The sequence below is a fragment of the Aromatoleum bremense genome (assembly GCF_017894365.1).
GTDB lineage: Bacteria > Pseudomonadota > Gammaproteobacteria > Burkholderiales > Rhodocyclaceae > Aromatoleum > Aromatoleum bremense.
The window spans coordinates 4,043,679-4,061,770 of the sequence record NZ_CP059467.1; the positions used below are offsets into that span (position 1 = coordinate 4,043,679).

Here is an 18,092-nt window from a genome sequence, read left to right on the forward strand (position 1 = left end):
CCCGTTCGATAAAAAAATCGCCCTTGACCGGCGGCGCAAGGCGCTGCCACCGGCCCGCGGCAACGCTCACTTGGAATACTGCTTCACCAGCGCGGCGGCTTCATCATGGAGCTTCTTGCCATCGGCGCCCTTCGCGGAGATTTCCCTGATCCACTCGTCGGCGACCGGCCGGGTGGCGGCCTGCCATTTCGCCATCTCCGCGGCGGGAAGCTGGTAGACCGTGTTGCCGTGCGCCACCGCGGCTTCGCGCCCGGCTGCGTCGGCGCCCTTGAACTGGGCGGCCACCCAGGCCGAGACCTCGCGGCCGCTGTTGTCGTCGATGACCTTCTTCAGCTCGGCGGGCAGGCTGTCGTATTTCTTCTGGTTCATGACGAAAATCATCGTCGCGGTGGTCATCGCATACTCGCCGCCCGCCTCGGCGTGGAACCGGGTCAGCTCATGGGTCTTGGTTGCGGGTACCACTTCCCATGGGATCAGCGCGCCTTCGATCACGCCTTTGGCGAGGCTCTCGGCCATCTGCGGCACCGGCATCCCCACCGGGGTCGCACCGAGCGAGGCGAGCAGCTTGTTGCCGAGGCGCGACGGGGCGCGCACCTTCATGCCTTTGATATCGTCCAGGGTGTTCACCCGCTTGTCGCGGAAATGAAGCTGGTTGGGGCCGTTCACCCAGACGGCGATCGGCTTGAGGCCGGCGAACTCGTTCATCGCGTTGTTCTGCACGAAGTCCCACATCGCCCGCGAAGACGCCTCGTGGGTAGTGGTGAAGAACGGCAGCTCGAACACTTCCGAGACCGGGAAGCGCCCCGGCGTATAGCCTGGCAGCGTCCACACGATGTCGGCCACGCCGTCACGGGCCTGATTCAGGAGCTGCGGCGGCGTGCCGCCCAACTGCATCGCCGGGTAGATCTGGCACTTGAGCTTGCCCTGGGACTCGGCGGCGATCTTGTCGCACCACGGGGTGATGAACTTGGTGTGCGCCGGCGACACCGGCGGCAGGAAGTGCGCGACCTTCAGTACGACCTCCTGCGCCTGCGCGGCGAAGGGAATCAGGGTGGCGGCGACAATGCCGAATGCCAGGCTGCGAATTTTCATTGGTGTCTCCTCATCAACGGCTGCGAATCACGAAAGGCCCCAGCCGGGGGATTCCGGGGGATTGTTACTTGAATGTCGGATCGAACGGCAGCCCGACGTAGTTCTCCGCGATGGTGGTCTTGCCCGCGGTCGAACTCATCAGGTACTCGAGTTCGGCAAGCTGGATCTTGTGCTCGATCGGGTCGTCGTTGAACTTGTGCGAGATCGACGTGAACCACCACGAGAAGCGCACCGCAGCCCAGACCCGGCGCAGCGCGGTTTCCGAGTAGCGGTCGAGCAGGTCGCTGCGGCCCTCGTCATAGAAGGCGATCAGCGCGGTCGCCAGGTAGTACATGTCCGAGGCGGCGAGATTCAGGCCCTTGGCGCCGGTCGGCGGCACGATGTGGGCCGCGTCGCCGACAAGGAACATGTTGCCGAAGCGCATCGGCTCGGTGACGAAGCTGCGCAGCGGGGCGATGCTCTTCTCGATCGACGGGCCGGTCACCATCTTCTGCGCGATGTGCTCGGGGAGCCGCCGGCGGATCTCGTCCCAGAAGCGCTCGTCCGACCAGTCCTCGACCTTTTCGTCGAGACCGACCTGGAGGTAGTAGCGGCTTCGCGTGTGCGAGCGCATCGAGCACAGCGCGAAGCCGCGCCGGTGGTTGGCGTAGATGAGCTCCTCATGCACCGGCGGCGTATCCGACAGCAGGCCCAGCCAGCCAAAGGGGTAGATCCGCTCGTATTCGGTGATCATCTCGCGCGGCACCGCGGCGCGCGAGGCGCCGTGATAGCCGTCGCAGCCGGCGATGTAGTCGCAGGTGACGATCTGCTGCCTGCCATCCTTGACGAATTCCAGTTTCGGCTTGCCGTCGAGGTAGCCGACCGGATGCACGTCGCGGGCCTCGAACACCACGGTGACGTTCTCGTCCTTCAGCACCGCGTCGTAGAGGTCGCGCGTCAGCTCGGTCTGGCCGTACACCATCACCCGCTTGCCGCCGGTCAGCGCAGCCATGTCGATGCGTTCCTCGCGGCCGTTGAAGGCGAGCACGATGCCGTCGTGCACCAGGCCCTCGCGATCCATGCGCTCGCTCACCTTGGCGCGGCGCATCAGATCGACCATGCCCTGTTCGAGGATGCCGGCGCGGATGCGCGCTTCGACATATTCGCGGGTCTGCCGCTCGAGGATGATGCTCTTGATGCCCGCGAGGCTGAGCAGGCGCGCGAGGCACAGCCCCGAGGGGCCGCCGCCGATGATGCCGATCTGGGTTTGCATGGTGTCTCTTTCCACTGTTTTCATCAGAACTCCTCGGTATCGATGTCGGCCTGCGCCGCCGCGTTGTAACGCACGCCGGCCACGGTGCGCTGATTGATCAGCGCATCCAGCCGCGCCACGCTATCCGCGCCGAGTGCAACGCCGGCGGCGCCGAGGTTCTCTTCCAGGTGGTCGATGCGGGTGGTGCCGGGGATCGGCAGGATGTGCTCGCCCTTTGCCAGCAGCCAGGCGAGCGCGAGCTGGGCCGGCGTGCAGCCGAGTTCCTCGGCGATCGCGGCGTATTCCTCCAGCAGGCGCAGGTTGGCGGCGAAGTTCGCCCCCTGAAAGCGCGGCATCGCGCGACGCAGGTCCCTGGCGTCGAGGGCGTCGACGTCGGCCGGGTCATGCAGCGCCCCGGCGAGAAAACCCCGCGCGAGCGGGGCGAAGGCGACGAAGACGACGCCCAGTTCCCGGCATGCATCGAGCACCGCGATCTCGGCGTTGCGCGTCCATAGCGAGTATTCCGTCTGCACCGCGGCGACCGGATGTACCGCATGGGCGCGGCGCAAGGTGTCCGCGGACACTTCCGACAGACCGATCGCGCGGATCTTGCCCTCGCGCACGAGATCGGCGAGCGCGCCGATGCTGTCCTCGACCGGCACCTGCCTGTCCAGACGATGCAGATAGTAGAGGTCGATCACCTCCGTCTGCAGCCGCCCGAGCGCCTCTTCGCAGGTACGCTTCAGTGTCGCCGGACGCCCGTCGATGGCCCGCTTGCCGTCCACGCCGGTCATGCCGCACTTGCTCGCCAGCGTGAAGCGCGAGCGGTGGCGCCCGAGCACCTTGCCCACCAGCGTCTCGTTCGCACCGAAGCCGTACAGCGCGGCGGTGTCGAAATGCGTGACGCCAAGATCGAGCGCCTTCAACAGCAGCGCCTCCGCCGCCTCGGGCGATGGCGGCACGCCATAGGCGTGGCTCAGGTTCATGCAGCCCAGGCCGATCGCCGACACGGCGAAGGGCCCGAGGGCGCGCTGCGGAAGCTGCGATCCGCTCATCGTCAGACGCCCGCGGCCTCGAGCTGCTGCTCGAGCTGGTGCAGCACGCGGTAGCACGGCAGCACCTGCGCGACGCTGGCGTTGGGCTCGCGGCCTTCGCGGATCGCGGCGAAGAACTCGCGGTCCTGCAGCTCGATGCCGTTCATCGACACGTCGACGCGGCTGACGTCGATCTTCTCTTCCTTGCCGTTCATCAGGTCGTCGTAGCGGGCGATGTAGGTGCCGGTGTCGCCGATATAGCGGAAGAAGGTGCCGAGCGGACCGTCGTTGTTGAACGACAGCGACAGCGTGCAGATCGCGCCGGTCGAGCTCTTCAGCTGAATCGACATGTCCATCGCGATGCCCAACTCCGGATGGATCGGCCCCTGGATCGCGTTGGCCTGCACGATCTCGCCACCGCTCTGGTACGCGAACAGGTCGACCGTGTGCGCGGCGTGGTGCCACAGCAGGTGATCCGTCCAGCTGCGCGGCTGGCCGAGCGCGTTCATGTTCGTGCGACGGAAGAAGTAGGTCTGCACATCCATCTGCTGGATGTTGAATTCGCCCGCCCGGATCTTCTTGTGCACCCACTGGTGGCTGGGGTTGAAGCGACGGGTGTGGCCGACCATCGCAACCAGCCCCGTTTCCTTCTGCATGCGGGCGACTTCATCCGCGCCCTTCAGGGTGTCGGCGAGCGGAATCTCGACCTGCACGTGCTTGCCGGCCTTCAGGCACTGGATCGACTGGTCTGCGTGCATCTCGGTCGGCGTGCACAGGATCACCGCATCGACTTCCGGCAGCGCGAGGCTGTCGGCCAGGTCGGTGGCGATGTGGCCGATGCCGTACTTGTCGGCGACTTCCCGGGTCTTGTCCAGATCGCGGCTCACCAGCGAGACGACCTCGACGCCGTCGATGTTCGTGATGCCGTCCAGGTGCTTGATGCCGAATGCGCCGGCGCCGGCCAGCGCGACCTTGATCGTGTTGGTCATGTCAGAGTTTGTGAATCTTTCGTTCGCAGGACCGATTAGACGCGCGAGCGAGGTTGACGCCGTTTTGCTTGGCGCGAGAGGTTTTTTGCATCATTTGTAGCGCTATCGACCGTTCATTTGGCGTTTTTCCCCATTTTTCGCCCCTTAAACCCCGATTCCGGGAACTGCGGACGCACCTGTCCCTAGCCCGAGCAATTCCGGTGCGAGGCTGACCATGCGCATCAGGTTGTGCGCCAAAGCAAAGATCAGCATCACACACTTGACCTTCGCCAGACCCCGCACCCGGAACTGCTGCAGGCCGCGGTTGCGGCTGTGCGCATTGACGCATTCGGCCGTCGCCGCTCGCCGCTTGTAAATGACCTTGGCCTCGTCCGTGCCCATCCGCTGCCGCCAGGCCGCCACCGCTTCGCTGTCGCTGGCCTTCGCCTGGTGCGGATCGACCGCCTTGTCCTTGGGTTGCGGCACCGGCCCATAAACGACGGTGCTTTGGCTCGCCTGCTCGATCTGCTCGTGCCCGACGTAGCCGCCATCGACCAACCAAGCTTCGGGCAGCTGACCGCAGCGCGCGGTGACCTGCTCGATCATCGGCACCATCTGCCCTTGGTCGCTGCCGACGGTGGCCACCTCGACCCCCACGATCACCAGCGAGTCGGCGTCGCTCGCCAGTTGCGGGTTGTACGCCGGCCGAAAGCCGCCGTCGCCCATCTTCATCACCGTCGCTTCGGCATCGGTCATCGACGCGCGCGCCTGGTCGGGGTTTTTGCCTTGCCGCTGCTTGATCGCTTCGATCTCGGGCAGCCGCGCCAGCGCCTTCTCAAGACGCGCTTCACGCTCTTTCGCCGCCCGTAGCCGGGCCGCTTCCCGCGCCCGTTCGGCCTGCGCCGGGTCCGCCTCCGCCTCGGCTTTGAGCCGCGCCACGGCCGCGCGCGCCGCCTCCAGGTAGCCTTCGAGCTTCTCCTTGCGGCGAAACGAGCCCGCCCCGGCGCTCGCCCGCACCCGCATCCCGTCCTGCGCCACCTGTTTGAGCTTGACCACCCCGGCCGCCATCAGGCTGGCGATGCTCACACTCAGCAACTCGTCCAGCCCTTCGCCCTGATCCTTGCGAAAGTCCGAAAGGGTGTGGTGATTGACCTGAACACCGCCGCACAACCAGCGGTAGGCGTCATGCGATTCGAGCAGCCGTGACACCGCCCGCGCGCTGCCCACCCCGTCGAGCGTGGCGTACAACCACAGCGCCAGCAAAATCTCCGGCGCGATTGCCGAGCGGCCCACCCCGCCATCGACCGCACGAATCCCGGCGTAGAACCGTGACAGGTCTTGCCGCTCGACGTACGCCCACACCAGGCGCGCCCGATGCCCCTCCGGCAGCAGTGACTCCAGGTCACTCGCCCGAAACTCCATCTGCCCCCGGTTGGGCCGCAGCACCCGTGCTCGCGTCTTCGTCATCGGCGCAAATCCAGACCTCGTAGCAAGACCTGATTATACCAAAGACATATAACTGGCCGGGGATTTTTCACAGCCTCTCAGTTGTTCTCCAGGATCAGGTGTCCGACCGCGGTATTCGAGGCGGGCACGTGGTAGAAACGATGCTTCACGGTCGGCGCGGGGCCGCCGGCGACATCGCTCATCGCGCCGCGCGCGATCAGCCACATCACGAGTTCGACGCCTTCGGAACCGGCCTCGCGCACATAGGGGACGTCGGATAACAATTTCCCGTTGAGGGATCGCAGAGCGGGGATTGCGGTCACACCTTCCAAGCGGTTGGAGGTGCGCCATGTCTCACTTTGTCGTTCATGTTTGTAGTTGCCCGGCCTGCCAGTCGGAAGCGGAAGAGCACGCGGTGACGCGCGCGCTGCATCATCAAGCCAATCTGTTCGTGAGTCGCCTGGACGAGCAGCAACGGCGCTGGTATTGCGCGCTGGAATCGAAACGCCTCGGTCATGGGGGCGAGCAGTTGATCGCTCGCATCACCGGCGTCAGCGAGAAGACGATCCGCCGCGGTCGGCGGGAGCTTGCAGCCGAGCTGGCCGAGTGTCCCGTTGGCCGAATCCGGCACGCCGGCGGGGGTCGCCCCGCCGCCGAAGTCCGCGATCCCGAGCTGGAGAGTACGCTCGAGCGCTTGCTCGCCCCGGAGACGGCTGGCAATCCGCAGGGGCGCGGCAAATACAAGCGTAGCTCGTTGCGCCAGCTGAGCCGTCGCCTCGCGCAAGGCGGGCATCGAGCCAGCGCCGATACGGTTGGGCGCCTGGTCAGAAAGCTCGGCTATTCGCCGCGCGTCAATGCCCGGCGCAAGGAGGCAAAATCGTCGCCACCGGAACGCGATGCCCAGTTCAACTACATCGATGAACGAAAGGAAGAGTTCCTCGCGAAGGGTGAGCCGGTGATCAGCGTCGACACGAAAAAAAAGAGTTGATTGGCAACTTCAGGAATGCCGGGCAGACTTGGTGTCGAGAGCCAGAAGCCGTGCTGGTGCATGACTTTCCGCAAGATGCCGTCGGCCGGGCCATTCCATACGGCATCTACAGCCTCAATGACAATCACGGGTATGTGGGCGTCGGCGACTGCTTCGACACGCCGCGCTTTGCCGTGGAAACCATTCGTGACTGGTGGGGATACGAAGGCTATCGCCATTACCCGCAGGCGAAGCGGCTCCTGATTCTGGCTGATGCGGGCGGTTCGAACAGCTGCCGCTCGCGGGTCTGGAAAGCCCAGCTCCAGGAACAGCTCTGCGATGGCTGTGGACTGGATGTTACGGTTTGTCATTACCCGACGGGCTGTTCGAAGTGGAACCCGATCGAGCATCGGCTGTTCAGTCAGATCAGCCTGAACTGGGCGGGCAAGCCGCTGCGCAGCTTCGAGATGCTGACGAGCTACATCGCAGCGACGAGCACGCGAACCGGGCTCACGGTCACCGGAGTGCTCAAGCGCGGCGGCAACGAACTGGGCGAGCGCGTTACCGACGACGAAATGAAGCGGCTTCGGCTGACCCGACATTCCGTCTGCCCGCAGTGGAACTACACGCTGCGGCCCCGCAATCCGAAGGCACGGCGCTGGGCGAAAATAGGGAGGTAATTATCCGGCGTCCCCATAGTCGATGTGCGGCACCTGCGACAGCTCGGCCGGATCGGCGATCAGGCGGTCGAGGAAGGCGTTGTCCCACTCGCGGTTGATCAGGCCGGCGCGCGCGCCCTGCAGCTGGTGGCTCATGCCGCCGGTGCCCCAGATCTGCACCTTCAGGTCCTGGTCATAGGACTCGACCGCGCGGCGGATCGCCTGGCCGAGCTGGAAGCAGCGGCGGCCAGACGGCACCGGGTACTGCACGACGTTGACCGCGAACGGGATCACCGGGCAGGGCCAGGAGGGAGCGCCCCCACGCTCGGCTTCGCCTTGCTGCGGTTCCCCGCACAGCAGCGACAGCGGCACGGTGAGGCCATGATCGACGTCCATCTTGTTGACGATCGTGAGGTCGAAGTCGTCCTGGATCACGCTCTGCGCGATATGCGCGGCGAGTTCCGGATGGCCGATGACCTTCGGCACCGGACGAGGGCCCCAGCCTTCATCGGCGGGCATGAATTCAGCGGCGCAGCCGATCGCGAAGGTCGGGATGAAGTCCAGGCTGAACGCGGTCGCGTGGTCGTTGTAGACGAGGAAGATCACGTCGGGCGTGTTCTCCTTCATCCACTGCTTCGACGGCTCGTAGCCGGCGAAGAGCGGCTGCCAGTAGGCTTCGCCGGTCTTCTTCATGTCGATCGCGGCGCCGATCGCCGGAACGTGCGAGGTGTAAACGGATGCGGTGATTCTTGCCATCGTCAGGCTCCCTTGTTCTTGCCGGCGGCGCCCTGCGGCTGGCGATGTTCCTGGGCGTCGCCGTCTTCGCCGATGTAGCGGTTGCCTTCGATCGAGCGGCCGCCCCTGATCATCATGTCGCGGTATTCCTCTTCGGTCATGCCGGTCATGCTGCCCGCCATCTGCTGGAAGCTCTTGCCGTCGGTGGCACCGATCTTGGCGAGGAAGTAGATGTTGCCGCCGGTGCGCATGCACCAGTTGAGGTCGCGCGCGAGGACGGCCTGCTTTTGCTCCTCGGTCATCGGCCACTCGTCCAGGTAGGCGCGCTCGTCGGCCTTGAAGCGCTCGCGGTTCTCGGCCTTCATCAGCGACATGCAGAACTGGTTGAGCCAGTAACCCTTGCGCGACTGATCGGCATCGAAAATGATCGTGCCGGGAATGTCCCTATAGGGCTTTTCGAGTGCCATTCCGGTTCTCCTCCTCTAAAAAATCAGACCTCTTCGGGCCAGTACAGGCGCATCGGGTTGTCCACCAGCAGCTTCCGCTGCAATTCGGCGGTCGGCGCGACATGCGGGATAAAGTCCACCAGCAGGCCGTCGTCCGGCATATGGTCCTTCAGGTTCGGATGCGGCCAGTCGGTGCCCCACAGCACGCGGTCGGGGAACGCCTCGACGATACGCTTCGCGAACGGCACCACGTCGCGGTAAGCGGCCCGCTCGCCGTCCAGCGCCTGCGGCCCGGTCACCGACAGCCGCTCCGGGCAGCTCACCTTGGACCACACGTTCGGGTTGTCGCGCATGAACTTCACGAACAGCTCGAACTCCGGCCCATCGACGGGCTTCGTCACGTCCGGACGGCCCATGTGATCGACGACCACCGCCGTCGGCAGCGCAATGAAGAAATCCCACAGCTCGGGCAGATCCACCGCCTCGAAATAGATCACGACATGCCAGCCCAGCGGCGCGATGCGGTTGGCGATCTCCAGCAGCTCGTCCTTCGGCGTGAAATCCACCAGCCGCTTGACGAAATTGAAGCGTACCCCGCGCACGCCGGCGGCATGCAGATCCTGCAGTTCCCGGTCGGTGATCGTGCGACGCACCGTCGCGACGCCGCGCGCGCGGCCATCCGAGTTGACCAGCGCATCGACCATCGCGCGGTTGTCGGCGCCGTGGCAGGTCGCCTGCACGACCACGTTGCGTGCGAAGCCGAGATGGTCGCGTAGCGCGTACAACTGCGCCTTGCCCGCATCGCAGGGCGTGTACTTGCGCTCTGGCGCATAGGGGAACTCGGCGCCCGGGCCGAAGACATGGCAATGCGCATCGACCGCGCCCGCCGGCAACTGGAAGCGGGGCCTGGAGGGGCGCGCGTACCAATCGAGCCAGCCGGGGGTTTTCTGGAATTCCATGATTGTCCTTTGATTCAGCCGGCCGGCGGCTTCAGACCTTGCCGTCCGGTCTTGCCGACGCGAGGATGCGGTCGGCTTCCGTCCGCCAGTCGGGGCTGCGGGCAAAGCTCTGGTCGGCCCGGTCGCCGAACACGCCCGCGTCGGCCTGATCGGCCATCCACGCCTGGCGCTCGGCGGTGCCGGCGGCGCACCACGGCTCGAGGCCGGCCTCCCGCACCGTCTGCGCCACTTCCCGCATTTCCTCGGCGCGGCGCCGGCCGTGCTCGATGACCCGCTGGAAGAAGTAGCTCGCCTGCTGTTCCCAGTCGATGTCGGGAAAGGTCTCGTACAGCGAGGCGACGACCGCATCCTCGACGCCGTAGGCGCGCGCGGCGGTGAAGCTCTCGATGACCATTGCTTCGAGCCCCTTGATCATCACGCTGCGGCACATCTTCGTCGCCGAGGCGACGCCGAGCCGCTCCGACGCGAGCTTCGCGGAAAATCCAAGCGCATCGAGCGCCGGCAGCAGCAGGGCGGCGTTCCCGCCGCCGAGCCGCAGCGGCACGCGGATGCGGTAGGGCGGCACCGAAGTCATCACCGCGCCTTCGACGTAGCGCCCCCCTGCCCCGTCGATCAACCCGGCGGCGCGGATCTTGGCACCGGGCGAAGCGGAGTTGAAGTCAAGGAAGAAGCTGCCCGGCCGCAGCGCCGACGCGCACGCTTCGGCCACCGCCACGGTCTGGCTGGCGGTCACCGCGGACACGATGAGGTCCGCCTGCGCGGCCAGTTCGGTGTGGGACGCGGCCAGCGTCACGCCGTGCCGCGCGGCGTGCTCGCGCAGCGGCGCTTCGAGCGGGCCGCCGAGCTTGAGGTCGCAGGCGACGATCCGCACGCCCTGCGCGCGCAGATCTTCGGCGAGGATGCGCCCGACCTCGCCGTAACCGACGAGGCCGACGCACCAGTGCAGAGGATTGGTGGGCGCGCTCATGGCGGACGTCAGTCGACGTACTTCAGGCCGGCCTTGGCGAGCGGCTCGCGCAGGGAGTACATGTCGAGCCCGAGTTCGCCGGCGGCAAAACGCGCGCGCTTGGCGGCTTCGTTGGCTTCGCGCGCTTCGGCGGCGGCGGCCACCTGGGCGGCGACCGCGCGTGGCACGACGACCACGCCGTCGTCGTCGGCGATGATGACGTCACCCGGCGTCACCAGCGCCCCGGCACAGACGACCGGCACGTTGACCGAGCCCAGCGTCGCGCGCACACAGCCTTTGGCGCTGATCGCGCGCGAGAACACCGGGAACTGCATCGCGGTGAGGTCCTTCACGTCGCGCACGCCGGCGTCGGTGATCAGGCCGCGGGCGCCGCGGGCGCGGTAGGACGTCGCGAGCAGGTCGCCGAACATGCCGTCGGTGCTGTCGGCAGTGCAGGCGACGACTGCGACGTCGCCGTCCTGCAGCTGCTCGGCCGCGACGTGCAGCATCCAGTTGTCGCCGGGCTGGGCGAGGATCGTCACCGCGGTGCCGCACACGTAGGCGCCGGTGTAGATCGGCCGCAGGTAGGGCCTCATCAGGCCGGCGCGGCCCATCGCTTCGTGGATCGTGGCGACGCCGAACTTCGACAGGCGTTCGACGGTGGCGCGGTCGGTGCGCTCGATGTTGCGCCTGACGATGCCGAGATTATTCAGGGACATAAGGATGGTCTCCGGTTACAGGCCCTTGGCCTTCAATGCGGCATCGAGCCGCGGATAGACGCGGCGGGCGTTGGCCTCAAAGATCTTGAAACGGTCTTCGGCGCTGATGTTGGCGGTCTCGATGTAACGCCTGGTGTCGTCGTAGTAGTGCCCTGTCTCCGGGTCGATGCCGCGCACCGCGCCGATCATCTCGGAGGCGAACAGCACGTTGTCGACCGGGATCACCTTCGTCAGCAGGTCGATGCCCGGCTGGTGATAGACGCAGGTGTCGAAGAAGATGTTGTTGAGCAGGTGGTCCTTCAGCAGCGGCTTCTTCAGCTCCTGCGCGAGGCCGCGGAAACGGCCCCAGTGATAGGGCACCGCGCCGCCGCCGTGGGGGATCACGAACTTCAGCGTCGGGAAATCCTTGAACAGGTCCGAGGTCAGGCACTGCATGAAGGCCGTGGTGTCCGCGTTCAGGTAGTGCGCGCCGGTGGTGTGGAAGCAGGCGTTGCAGCTCGTGCTCACATGCACCATCGCCGGGATGTCGTGCTCGACCATCTTTTCGTAGATCGGATACCAGTGGCGGTCCGACAGCGGCGGCTCCTTCCAGTGGCCGCCGGACGGGTCCGGGTTCAGGTTGATGCCGACAAAGCCGTATTCCTTCACGCAGCGTTCAAGCTCCGGAACGCAGGTCTTGGGATCGACGCCGGGCGACTGCGGCAACATCGCCGCGCCGATGAAGTTGTCCGGGAACAGTTGCGCGACGCGGTAGCACAGTTCGTTGCAGATCGCCGCCCAGGTCGAGCTCGCGTTGAAGTCGCCGATGTGGTGGGCCATGAAGCTCGCGCGCGGCGAGAAGATCGTCAGGTCGGAGCCGCGCTCCTTCATCAGGCGCAGCTGGTTCTGCTCGATCGTCTCGCGCAGTTCGTCGTCGCTGATCTTCAACTCCGACGCGCGGGGGGCGACCGACGGGTCCTCGAGGCCGGCGATCTGGCGGTTGCGCCACGCTTCGAGCGCCTTGGGCGCGGTGGTGTAGTGGCCGTGGCAGTCGATGATCATTGTTTGTCTCCTTCCTTGTTCCACACGGTGGCGGGAATCATCACTTCGCCGCGCATGATGAGACGCGCAGTACGCAGCAGCGCCGCGCGCGTGACGTTTTGCGGATCGGCGGGATCGATTTCGAGCTCCACGGAGAACTCGCCGGTCGGATGCTCGACCGACACCGTCTTGGGGTTGCCTTCCGGCACCACCGCGATGCCCTGTGTCACCGCCCCATCGAGCACGCAGGCGGTAGCGACAGTGACCGCTGCGAGCACGCCGATCGCGTCGTGGCACACATGCGGGATGAAGCTGCGCGTGGCGAGGCTGCCGCCGTTGCGCGGCGGCGCGATCAGCGTCATCTTCGGATAGTTCCTGGCCGTCACATCGCCCAGACCCATCGCATGGCCACACGCGATGCGCAGCCGCTCGAGGCGGGCCTTCAGCTCGCGGTCGGCGTTGAGCTCGGCCACGCTCTCGTAGCCGCTGCGGCCGGCATCGGCGGCGCGGAAGATCACCAGCGGCATGCCGTTGTCGATGCAGGTGACTTCGATGCCGTCGATGACGTCGCGGACATGGCCGGTGGGGAGCAGTCCCGAGCACACCGAGCCGGCGGTATCGAGAAAGTTGATCTTGATCGGCGCCGAGGTGCCCGGCACGCCGTCGATGCGCGCATCGCCCTCGTAGCTCACCTGCCCGCCCGGCGTCTGCACGGTGATGTCGCACTGCATGTCGGTGTTCAGCGTGAGCACGCGCAGCGTGGTGGTGCCGCCCTGCGGCTGCACCATACCGGTCTCGAGCGCGAAGGGCACCACTGCGGCGAGCATGTTGCCGCAGTTCGGCGTGGTATCGACCGTGTCCTTGTCCGGCTGCAGTTGCGCGAACAGGAAGTCGAGATCGACGCCCGGCACGCCGCTCTTGCGCACGATGCCAACCTTGCTGGTGAGCGGATGGGCGCCGCCCAGACCGTCGATCTGGCGCCGGTCGGGCGAACCCATCGCGGCGAGCAGCACGCGGTCGCGCAGCGTGGTGTCGGCGGGCAGGTCGGCCGCGTCGAAGAACGGCCCGCGCGACGTGCCGCCGCGCATGAAGAGAGTTGGGATGGCGGTTTGCATGAGTCCATTCTGGTCCCGCCAACCAGAACTCGACAGACCTCTAGCGCTCTAGCTGTTATCGCATTTTGCGATATATAAAGCCAAGCTATTCCGGAATCGCTTGAGCGTCCGCGACCAATCGGACGGCGTGTTGCGCACTGCGGCCGGCAGGGGAAACAGGCGTTGATCGCGCCATCAGCTATTCAATTTCGCGATATCAGCTGCTATATTCTCAACATTTTACGATCGACTGCGCTCCCGCCATGGATCTCAAACAGCTTGAATATTTCGTGCGGGTGGCTGAACTCGGGAGCTTCACGCGCGCCTCGATCGAGTTGAACATCGCCCAGCCCGCATTGAGCCGACAGGTGCGCCTGCTGGAAGTCGAGTTGCGCCAGAACCTGCTGATCCGCAACGGGCGCGGCGTCACCACCACGGACGCGGGCAAGCTGCTCCTCGAGCACGGCCGCGGCATCCTCCATCAGGTCGAACGTGCGCGCGAGGAGCTGACGCGCGTGCGCGGCGCGCTTGCCGGGCGCGTGGCCCTGGGGCTACCGCCGAGTCTGTCGAAGGTCCTCACCGTTCCCCTAACGCGCATCTTCCGGGCCCGCCTGCCCGAGGCCTCGCTCTCGATCAGCGAGGGGCTGTCGGCCAACATGCAGGAAGCGCTGATCAACGGGCGGCTCGACATCGCCCTGCTGTACAACGCCGCCCCGTCGCTCGATGTCGACACCACGCCGCTGCTGGAGGAAGACCTGTTCCTGGTGCAGTCCCGGCGCGGCGCGGACTCGTCCGCCCCGATCCCGCTGCGCGAGGTCGCCGATCTGCCGCTGGTGATTCCCAGCCGGCACAACGCGATTCGCGTGCTTCTCGAAGCCGAACTCGCCAGTCTGGGCTGCCGCCCGCAGATCGCGCTCGAGATCGACAGCATCGCGGCGATTCTTGACCTGGTCGCCGATGGCGCGGGCAGTGCGGTGCTCTCGATGAATGCCGTCACGTCCCTGGGGAAACCCGGTGCGTTCGTCGTACGCCCGATCGTGGAGCCGCAGCTGCACAGCAAGCTCTCGCTCGCGGTGAGTTCGCGGCGACCCGCCACGCTCACGCAGCAGGCGATGATCGAGCTGATCCGCCACACCGCAGCCGAGCTCCTGCTGCCTGTGTGACCCGACCGCCGGCCGGCACCATGCCGGTCGCAGCCGCCACCGGGTTGCCCCGGCGCAGCGGTCGTCGTCTCCCGGACAGGCGCAATCGGGCAGAAGACATTTCACGGCGTGGCCAACGCGTCCCCGATAGTTGTATACATCCAACGCAATCGAGGCCGATGTCCGTTTCCACGATCTGGTGCATTACTACGCGTTAATACGCGTGCGCGTCACGAATCACGAGCCGGATCGTCATCAGGATGATCTTCAGGTCCAGTGACAGCGACCAGTGACGCAGGTAGTCGAGGTCGTATTCGATCCGCCGCGCCATTTTTCCCACGGTGTCGGTTTCGCCCCTGCAGCCGTTTACTTGCGCCCAGCCGGTGATGCCGGGTTTGACCTTGTGGCGGATCATGTAGCCTTTGATGACTTGCCGGTAGGTCTCATTGTGCGCCACCGCGTGCGGACGCGGCCCGACGATGCTCATGCGGCCCTGCAGCACGTTGATGAACTGCGGCAGTTCGTCCATCGAGGTGCGCCGCAGCCAGACGCCGAAACGCGTCACGCGCGTGTCTTCCCTGACGGCCTGGACGATCTCCGGGCCATCCTCGCAGACCGTCATCGTGCGGAATTTGTAGACCAGGATCTTGCGCCCGTCGAGCCCGTAGCGGTTCTGCTTGAAGATGACCGGCCCTGGCGAGCCGAGCTTCACGCCGATCGCGATCAGCACCATCAGCGGGGCGATGAGGATCAGGATCGCGGTCGCGAGGACGATGTCGGACAGCCGCTTGACGAGCCGGTTGACGCCGGTGAAGGGCGTCTCGCAGACCGCGACGACCGGTGTGCCGGCAAAATGATCGACGCGGCCCTGGATCAGGTCGGTCACGAACATGTCGGGTACGAAGAAGATCGACGCGGTGGTGTCCTTCAGGTCGTCGAGGATCCGCAGGATACGCGGCTGGCTCACCATCGGCAGCGCGATGTAGATATGGCCGACGGCATGCTCCTTCGCGTAGGCGGCAAGCTCGCGAAGATGCCCGAGGCGTACGCCCGTGGTCGTCCCGGACGTGCGTGCGGGGGTTCGGTCGTCGAAGAATCCGAGCAGATGCACACCGAGAAAAGGGTTTTCCTCGATGCCGCGCGCGAGTTGCATCGCGATGTCGTTCGAGCCGACGATCACTGCGCGGCGTTGCGTCCCGGCCCTCGACATGAGCCGCGGCAGCGCAACGCGCGACACCGCGTGCGCCGCGATGAGGGCAAGCGGCGTGCCGGCGAGCCACACCGCCAGCACCGGCACCGCAAAATAATGGATATAGCCGGTGACATACCCGAACAGCACCAGCGCGCCTGCGATCAGCAGCCAGTTGAGCGCCGTCCTGCGCACCATCACCCGCCTTCCGTCACGCAGGTGGCTGTCTCCGGGAAACGTCAGTGAAAACGTCAGGAGCGCGAGAATCACATAGTGGCTGTCGGGAACGACCTCGTAGAAATATGCCGAAGCAAATAGCAGACCGACCGCGATGAACGGGTCGACGACCGATTCGATTATGCTTGCCATCGAAAAACTCCCGTAGAAAAACGCGGCATTCGTCTCCGCGACGGGAGCCGATTCGGGAGGATGAGTGAAGATCGACGAGTTCGGCACGGCTTGCTCCTGACACAGGCCGAGGCGGACGCGCCTCCGAGTGGATTATTCATAGCATCACCCACCAGCCAGGGGAGCTTGCGAGTCATGACGGATGTAACAATTCTTTATCGTGCCCGGGCGCGGACTTCCTGCCGGGTTCACGGCTCGCGCCGCCGGGCCGCACGCCATGTCTTGCACGTGCTCGCCGCGACCTGGGCGCTCCACGGTTGCGCTGCCGCAGCCGCGGCGGACGACGTGGAGGCGGAGGAAGGTTTCACGGTGGGGCTCGGGCACTCCGTCTCTCGGGAAGACAATCTGTTCCGGCTGCCCGACGACGTCCGGCCCCCGGAAGGAGGATCGAGGAGCGATCGCATCAGCCGCACGACAGCCGCGCTGGGATTCGAACACACCTACAGCCTGCAGCACGTCATTGCGGGAGTGGAGGTGACCCACCGCAACTACGATCGACACAATCAGCTCGACCGCACGACCGCCAGCGGCACGCTGCGCTGGGACTGGGCGGCGGGACGGCATTGGACGGGGACGGCGACACTGCTGCAGCGCCAGGCGCCGCGAAGCTTCGCCGATACCGACCGGCGCATCCGCAGCATCAACACGCTGCGCAGGATCGGGGCCGACGCGGACTACTGGTGGCATCCCGACTGGTCCTTTCTCGTTGGTGCGGAACACACGCGCAGCCGCTATTCGGATGAGCGTTCGGACGCTTCGGAATACGACGAGACCGCAGTCGAAGCGGGGATCGGATACCGCCCGAAGTCCGGCAACCGGCTGTCACTGGTGGCCCGCCAGGCCGACGGCGACTATCCGAATCGCACCCCTTCCGCACGGGTCGATTCGGGCTACGAACAGCGCGACGTGCGGCTGCGGGGAAGCTGGGTATTGTCGGGAATCAGCAGTTTTTCCGGCTACGTCGGCTACACCCGGCGGGAATACGAACACGTGAGCAGCCTCGACTTCAACGGGCCGACCGCGCGCATCGCGTTCGGCTGGGAGCCGACCGGCAAGTTGTCGTTCCAGGTCATTGCGCGACGGGAGATCGGCTCCGAATACGAAGTCATCGACAACTACGTCGTCACCCGCGGAGTCGCCGTCGAGGGGACGTGGAAGGCCACCGACAAAATCACCGTCGGCGCGCGCGGCGAGCAATATCGCAGGGGCCGCGGCGACGTCGAGCTGTCGGCACTCGACGACGACCGAACGCGGGTTTACGGCCTGAGCGTCGGCTACGCGCCCTTGCGCAAACTGACGATCACGGCATCGGTGCAGCGCGCGAAACGCTCGGCGGCCGGGGAGCGGTTCGACTACACGGCGAAAATCCACGGGATCGACGTAAGGCTCGACTTCTGACCTGCCCGTTTGCGCGTCTTTGGGGCTCGCGACGCGTCTTCGGAGAGCAGGCCAGCCCGCCGCGCAATAAAAAAGTTTCGGAATATTTCTGAGCCGGTCTTCGGCTAAATCCAAGTAAAAAGCATTTACGTTTTATCACTTTCAGGAGCTTGGGAAGCGGCGGCGGATCACTACTCTTATCTGCGTGAGGTGCCCATATGGCGATCCTGTGCAGAGTGTTCCGTATCCTGGTTGGGGCGATCTTCATCTGGATTTCGTATCCGGCCCAGGCAGTCCGGACGATTGAACTTGTTCCTGACGAGGAATTGGCTCTCGTGACCGGGGGAGCCGGGTGGGTTCCCGCATCATCGTCGGCCCTGGCGCCGCTTTCCGGCAGCTCCGGGGACGCCGATGTCTCCTTCGCATTACTGGAGCGGGAACAGGCGAAGCCCGCCGCGGCGCTGCGCGCTGCGGGCGACGTCTGGCGCCTCGACGAACCGGAGGTCGTCGACATTCCGGGAATCCTCGACGACTCGCGCCCTGCCAGCCGCGCATACCGCTCGCGGCGCGCCGATGGCTGGATTGCAGAAGCGATTGCCGCGCTGGCAGTCGGTGCACTCGTGGCGCGGCGTCGGCTGGGCAGGCATTGAGGCGCAAGGA

General features: G+C 65.8%; 17 protein-coding genes and 1 pseudogene. 4 read left to right on the forward strand and 14 right to left on the reverse strand.

Features of this window, described 5'->3' with window-relative positions:
* Window positions 1-66: 66 nt before the first annotated feature.
* From pbN1_RS19065 to pbN1_RS20890, 6 genes are all read right to left on the reverse strand, one after another.
* Window positions 67-1,092 carry a TRAP transporter substrate-binding protein gene (locus pbN1_RS19065; protein WP_169203350.1) on the reverse strand — a complete coding sequence of 342 codons (1,026 nt, stop codon included), beginning with the start codon at window positions 1,090-1,092 and terminating at the stop codon, window positions 67-69.
* 64 nt (window positions 1,093-1,156) lie between these two features.
* Window positions 1,157-2,344 carry a 4-hydroxybenzoate 3-monooxygenase gene (pobA, locus tag pbN1_RS19070; RefSeq protein WP_169203349.1) on the reverse strand — a complete coding sequence of 396 codons (1,188 nt, stop codon included), beginning with the start codon at window positions 2,342-2,344 and terminating at the stop codon, window positions 1,157-1,159.
* Window positions 2,345-2,367: 23 nt separating this feature from the next.
* Window positions 2,368-3,378 (reverse strand): aldo/keto reductase, encoded by a 1,011-nt coding sequence (locus pbN1_RS19075; protein WP_169203348.1) that lies wholly within the window; start codon window positions 3,376-3,378, stop codon window positions 2,368-2,370.
* Window positions 3,379-3,380: 2 nt separating this feature from the next.
* The gene (locus pbN1_RS19080) at window positions 3,381-4,346 is read right to left on the reverse strand and encodes a Gfo/Idh/MocA family oxidoreductase (protein ID WP_169203347.1); all 966 of its coding nucleotides are present in this window, start codon (window positions 4,344-4,346) and stop codon (window positions 3,381-3,383) included.
* Between the two features lie 144 nt (window positions 4,347-4,490).
* Window positions 4,491-5,792 carry an IS1182 family transposase gene (locus pbN1_RS19085; protein ID WP_169204311.1) on the reverse strand — a complete coding sequence of 434 codons (1,302 nt, stop codon included), beginning with the start codon at window positions 5,790-5,792 and terminating at the stop codon, window positions 4,491-4,493.
* A gap of 77 nt (window positions 5,793-5,869) precedes the next feature.
* Window positions 5,870-6,055, reverse strand: coding sequence for a class III extradiol ring-cleavage dioxygenase family protein (locus tag pbN1_RS20890; protein WP_244857034.1), 186 nt, complete (start codon window positions 6,053-6,055; stop codon window positions 5,870-5,872).
* Between the two features lie 65 nt (window positions 6,056-6,120).
* Here pbN1_RS20890 and pbN1_RS20895 point away from each other — a divergent pair.
* Window positions 6,121-7,418: pseudogene (locus pbN1_RS20895) on the forward strand (ISAzo13 family transposase).
* Here pbN1_RS20895 and pbN1_RS19100 read toward each other — a convergent pair.
* Genes pbN1_RS19100 through pbN1_RS19130 form a run of 7 tightly spaced genes read right to left on the reverse strand, consistent with a single transcriptional unit; the run spans window position 7,419 to window position 13,337 of the window.
* Entirely contained in the window at window positions 7,419-8,153 is a 735-nt protein-coding gene (locus tag pbN1_RS19100; RefSeq protein WP_169200948.1) for a class III extradiol dioxygenase subunit beta, read from the reverse strand.
* 2 nt (window positions 8,154-8,155) lie between these two features.
* Window positions 8,156-8,599, reverse strand: coding sequence for a protocatechuate 4,5-dioxygenase subunit alpha (gene ligA, locus pbN1_RS19105; RefSeq protein WP_169200949.1), 444 nt, complete (start codon window positions 8,597-8,599; stop codon window positions 8,156-8,158).
* 23 nt (window positions 8,600-8,622) lie between these two features.
* On the reverse strand, window positions 8,623-9,537 hold the full coding sequence (locus pbN1_RS19110) for an amidohydrolase family protein (protein WP_169200950.1): 915 nt from the start codon (window positions 9,535-9,537) through the stop codon (window positions 8,623-8,625).
* A 31-nt stretch (window positions 9,538-9,568) separates the two neighbouring features.
* A complete protein-coding gene (locus tag pbN1_RS19115; protein WP_169200951.1) occupies window positions 9,569-10,504 on the reverse strand; it encodes an NAD(P)-dependent oxidoreductase in 936 nt (311 codons plus the stop codon).
* Window positions 10,505-10,512: 8 nt separating this feature from the next.
* The gene (gene ligK / locus pbN1_RS19120; RefSeq protein WP_210147587.1) at window positions 10,513-11,202 is read right to left on the reverse strand and encodes a 4-carboxy-4-hydroxy-2-oxoadipate aldolase/oxaloacetate decarboxylase; all 690 of its coding nucleotides are present in this window, start codon (window positions 11,200-11,202) and stop codon (window positions 10,513-10,515) included.
* Window positions 11,203-11,217: 15 nt separating this feature from the next.
* Window positions 11,218-12,243, reverse strand: coding sequence for an amidohydrolase family protein (locus pbN1_RS19125; RefSeq protein WP_169200952.1), 1,026 nt, complete (start codon window positions 12,241-12,243; stop codon window positions 11,218-11,220).
* Window positions 12,240-13,337 carry a 4-oxalomesaconate tautomerase gene (locus tag pbN1_RS19130; RefSeq protein ID WP_169200953.1) on the reverse strand — a complete coding sequence of 366 codons (1,098 nt, stop codon included), beginning with the start codon at window positions 13,335-13,337 and terminating at the stop codon, window positions 12,240-12,242. The genes pbN1_RS19125 and pbN1_RS19130 overlap by 4 nt, the downstream gene beginning before the upstream one ends.
* 242 nt (window positions 13,338-13,579) lie before the next feature.
* Here pbN1_RS19130 and pbN1_RS19135 point away from each other — a divergent pair, with 242 nt between their 5' ends.
* Window positions 13,580-14,479 carry a LysR substrate-binding domain-containing protein gene (locus pbN1_RS19135; protein ID WP_169200954.1) on the forward strand — a complete coding sequence of 300 codons (900 nt, stop codon included), beginning with the start codon at window positions 13,580-13,582 and terminating at the stop codon, window positions 14,477-14,479.
* Between the two features lie 193 nt (window positions 14,480-14,672).
* Here pbN1_RS19135 and pbN1_RS19140 read toward each other — a convergent pair whose 3' ends face one another.
* Window positions 14,673-16,016 carry an undecaprenyl-phosphate glucose phosphotransferase gene (locus pbN1_RS19140; RefSeq protein ID WP_169200955.1) on the reverse strand — a complete coding sequence of 448 codons (1,344 nt, stop codon included), beginning with the start codon at window positions 16,014-16,016 and terminating at the stop codon, window positions 14,673-14,675.
* Between the two features lie 174 nt (window positions 16,017-16,190).
* On the opposite strand from pbN1_RS19140, the gene epsL reads away from it, so the two are divergent.
* On the forward strand, window positions 16,191-17,453 hold the full coding sequence (epsL, locus tag pbN1_RS19145) for an XrtB/PEP-CTERM-associated polysaccharide biosynthesis outer membrane protein EpsL (RefSeq protein ID WP_169200956.1): 1,263 nt from the start codon (window positions 16,191-16,193) through the stop codon (window positions 17,451-17,453).
* Between the two features lie 197 nt (window positions 17,454-17,650).
* Window positions 17,651-18,082, forward strand: coding sequence for a hypothetical protein (locus pbN1_RS19150; RefSeq protein WP_169200957.1), 432 nt, complete (start codon window positions 17,651-17,653; stop codon window positions 18,080-18,082).
* The last annotated feature ends 10 nt before the right edge of the window (window positions 18,083-18,092 follow it).

What these genes read in the sequence shown, in the direction of transcription:
- pbN1_RS19065 (WP_169203350.1), bottom strand. Translation starts at nt 1,092, where the DNA reads ATGAAAATTCGCAGCCTGGCATTCGGCATTGTCGCCGCCACCCTGATT.
- pobA (WP_169203349.1), bottom strand. Translation starts at nt 2,344, where the DNA reads ATGCAAACCCAGATCGGCATCATCGGCGGCGGCCCCTCGGGGCTGTGC.
- pbN1_RS19075 (WP_169203348.1), bottom strand. Translation starts at nt 3,378, where the DNA reads ATGAGCGGATCGCAGCTTCCGCAGCGCGCCCTCGGGCCCTTCGCCGTG.
- pbN1_RS19080 (WP_169203347.1), bottom strand. Translation starts at nt 4,346, where the DNA reads ATGACCAACACGATCAAGGTCGCGCTGGCCGGCGCCGGCGCATTCGGC.
- pbN1_RS19085 (WP_169204311.1), bottom strand. Translation starts at nt 5,792, where the DNA reads ATGACGAAGACGCGAGCACGGGTGCTGCGGCCCAACCGGGGGCAGATG.
- pbN1_RS19100 (WP_169200948.1), bottom strand. Translation starts at nt 8,153, where the DNA reads ATGGCAAGAATCACCGCATCCGTTTACACCTCGCACGTTCCGGCGATC.
- ligA (WP_169200949.1), bottom strand. Translation starts at nt 8,599, where the DNA reads ATGGCACTCGAAAAGCCCTATAGGGACATTCCCGGCACGATCATTTTC.
- pbN1_RS19110 (WP_169200950.1), bottom strand. Translation starts at nt 9,537, where the DNA reads ATGGAATTCCAGAAAACCCCCGGCTGGCTCGATTGGTACGCGCGCCCC.
- pbN1_RS19115 (WP_169200951.1), bottom strand. Translation starts at nt 10,504, where the DNA reads ATGAGCGCGCCCACCAATCCTCTGCACTGGTGCGTCGGCCTCGTCGGT.
- ligK (WP_210147587.1), bottom strand. Translation starts at nt 11,202, where the DNA reads ATGTCCCTGAATAATCTCGGCATCGTCAGGCGCAACATCGAGCGCACC.
- pbN1_RS19125 (WP_169200952.1), bottom strand. Translation starts at nt 12,243, where the DNA reads ATGATCATCGACTGCCACGGCCACTACACCACCGCGCCCAAGGCGCTC.
- pbN1_RS19130 (WP_169200953.1), bottom strand. Translation starts at nt 13,337, where the DNA reads ATGCAAACCGCCATCCCAACTCTCTTCATGCGCGGCGGCACGTCGCGC.
- pbN1_RS19135 (WP_169200954.1), top strand. Translation starts at nt 13,580, where the DNA reads ATGGATCTCAAACAGCTTGAATATTTCGTGCGGGTGGCTGAACTCGGG.
- pbN1_RS19140 (WP_169200955.1), bottom strand. Translation starts at nt 16,016, where the DNA reads ATGGCAAGCATAATCGAATCGGTCGTCGACCCGTTCATCGCGGTCGGT.
- epsL (WP_169200956.1), top strand. Translation starts at nt 16,191, where the DNA reads ATGACGGATGTAACAATTCTTTATCGTGCCCGGGCGCGGACTTCCTGC.
- pbN1_RS19150 (WP_169200957.1), top strand. Translation starts at nt 17,651, where the DNA reads ATGGCGATCCTGTGCAGAGTGTTCCGTATCCTGGTTGGGGCGATCTTC.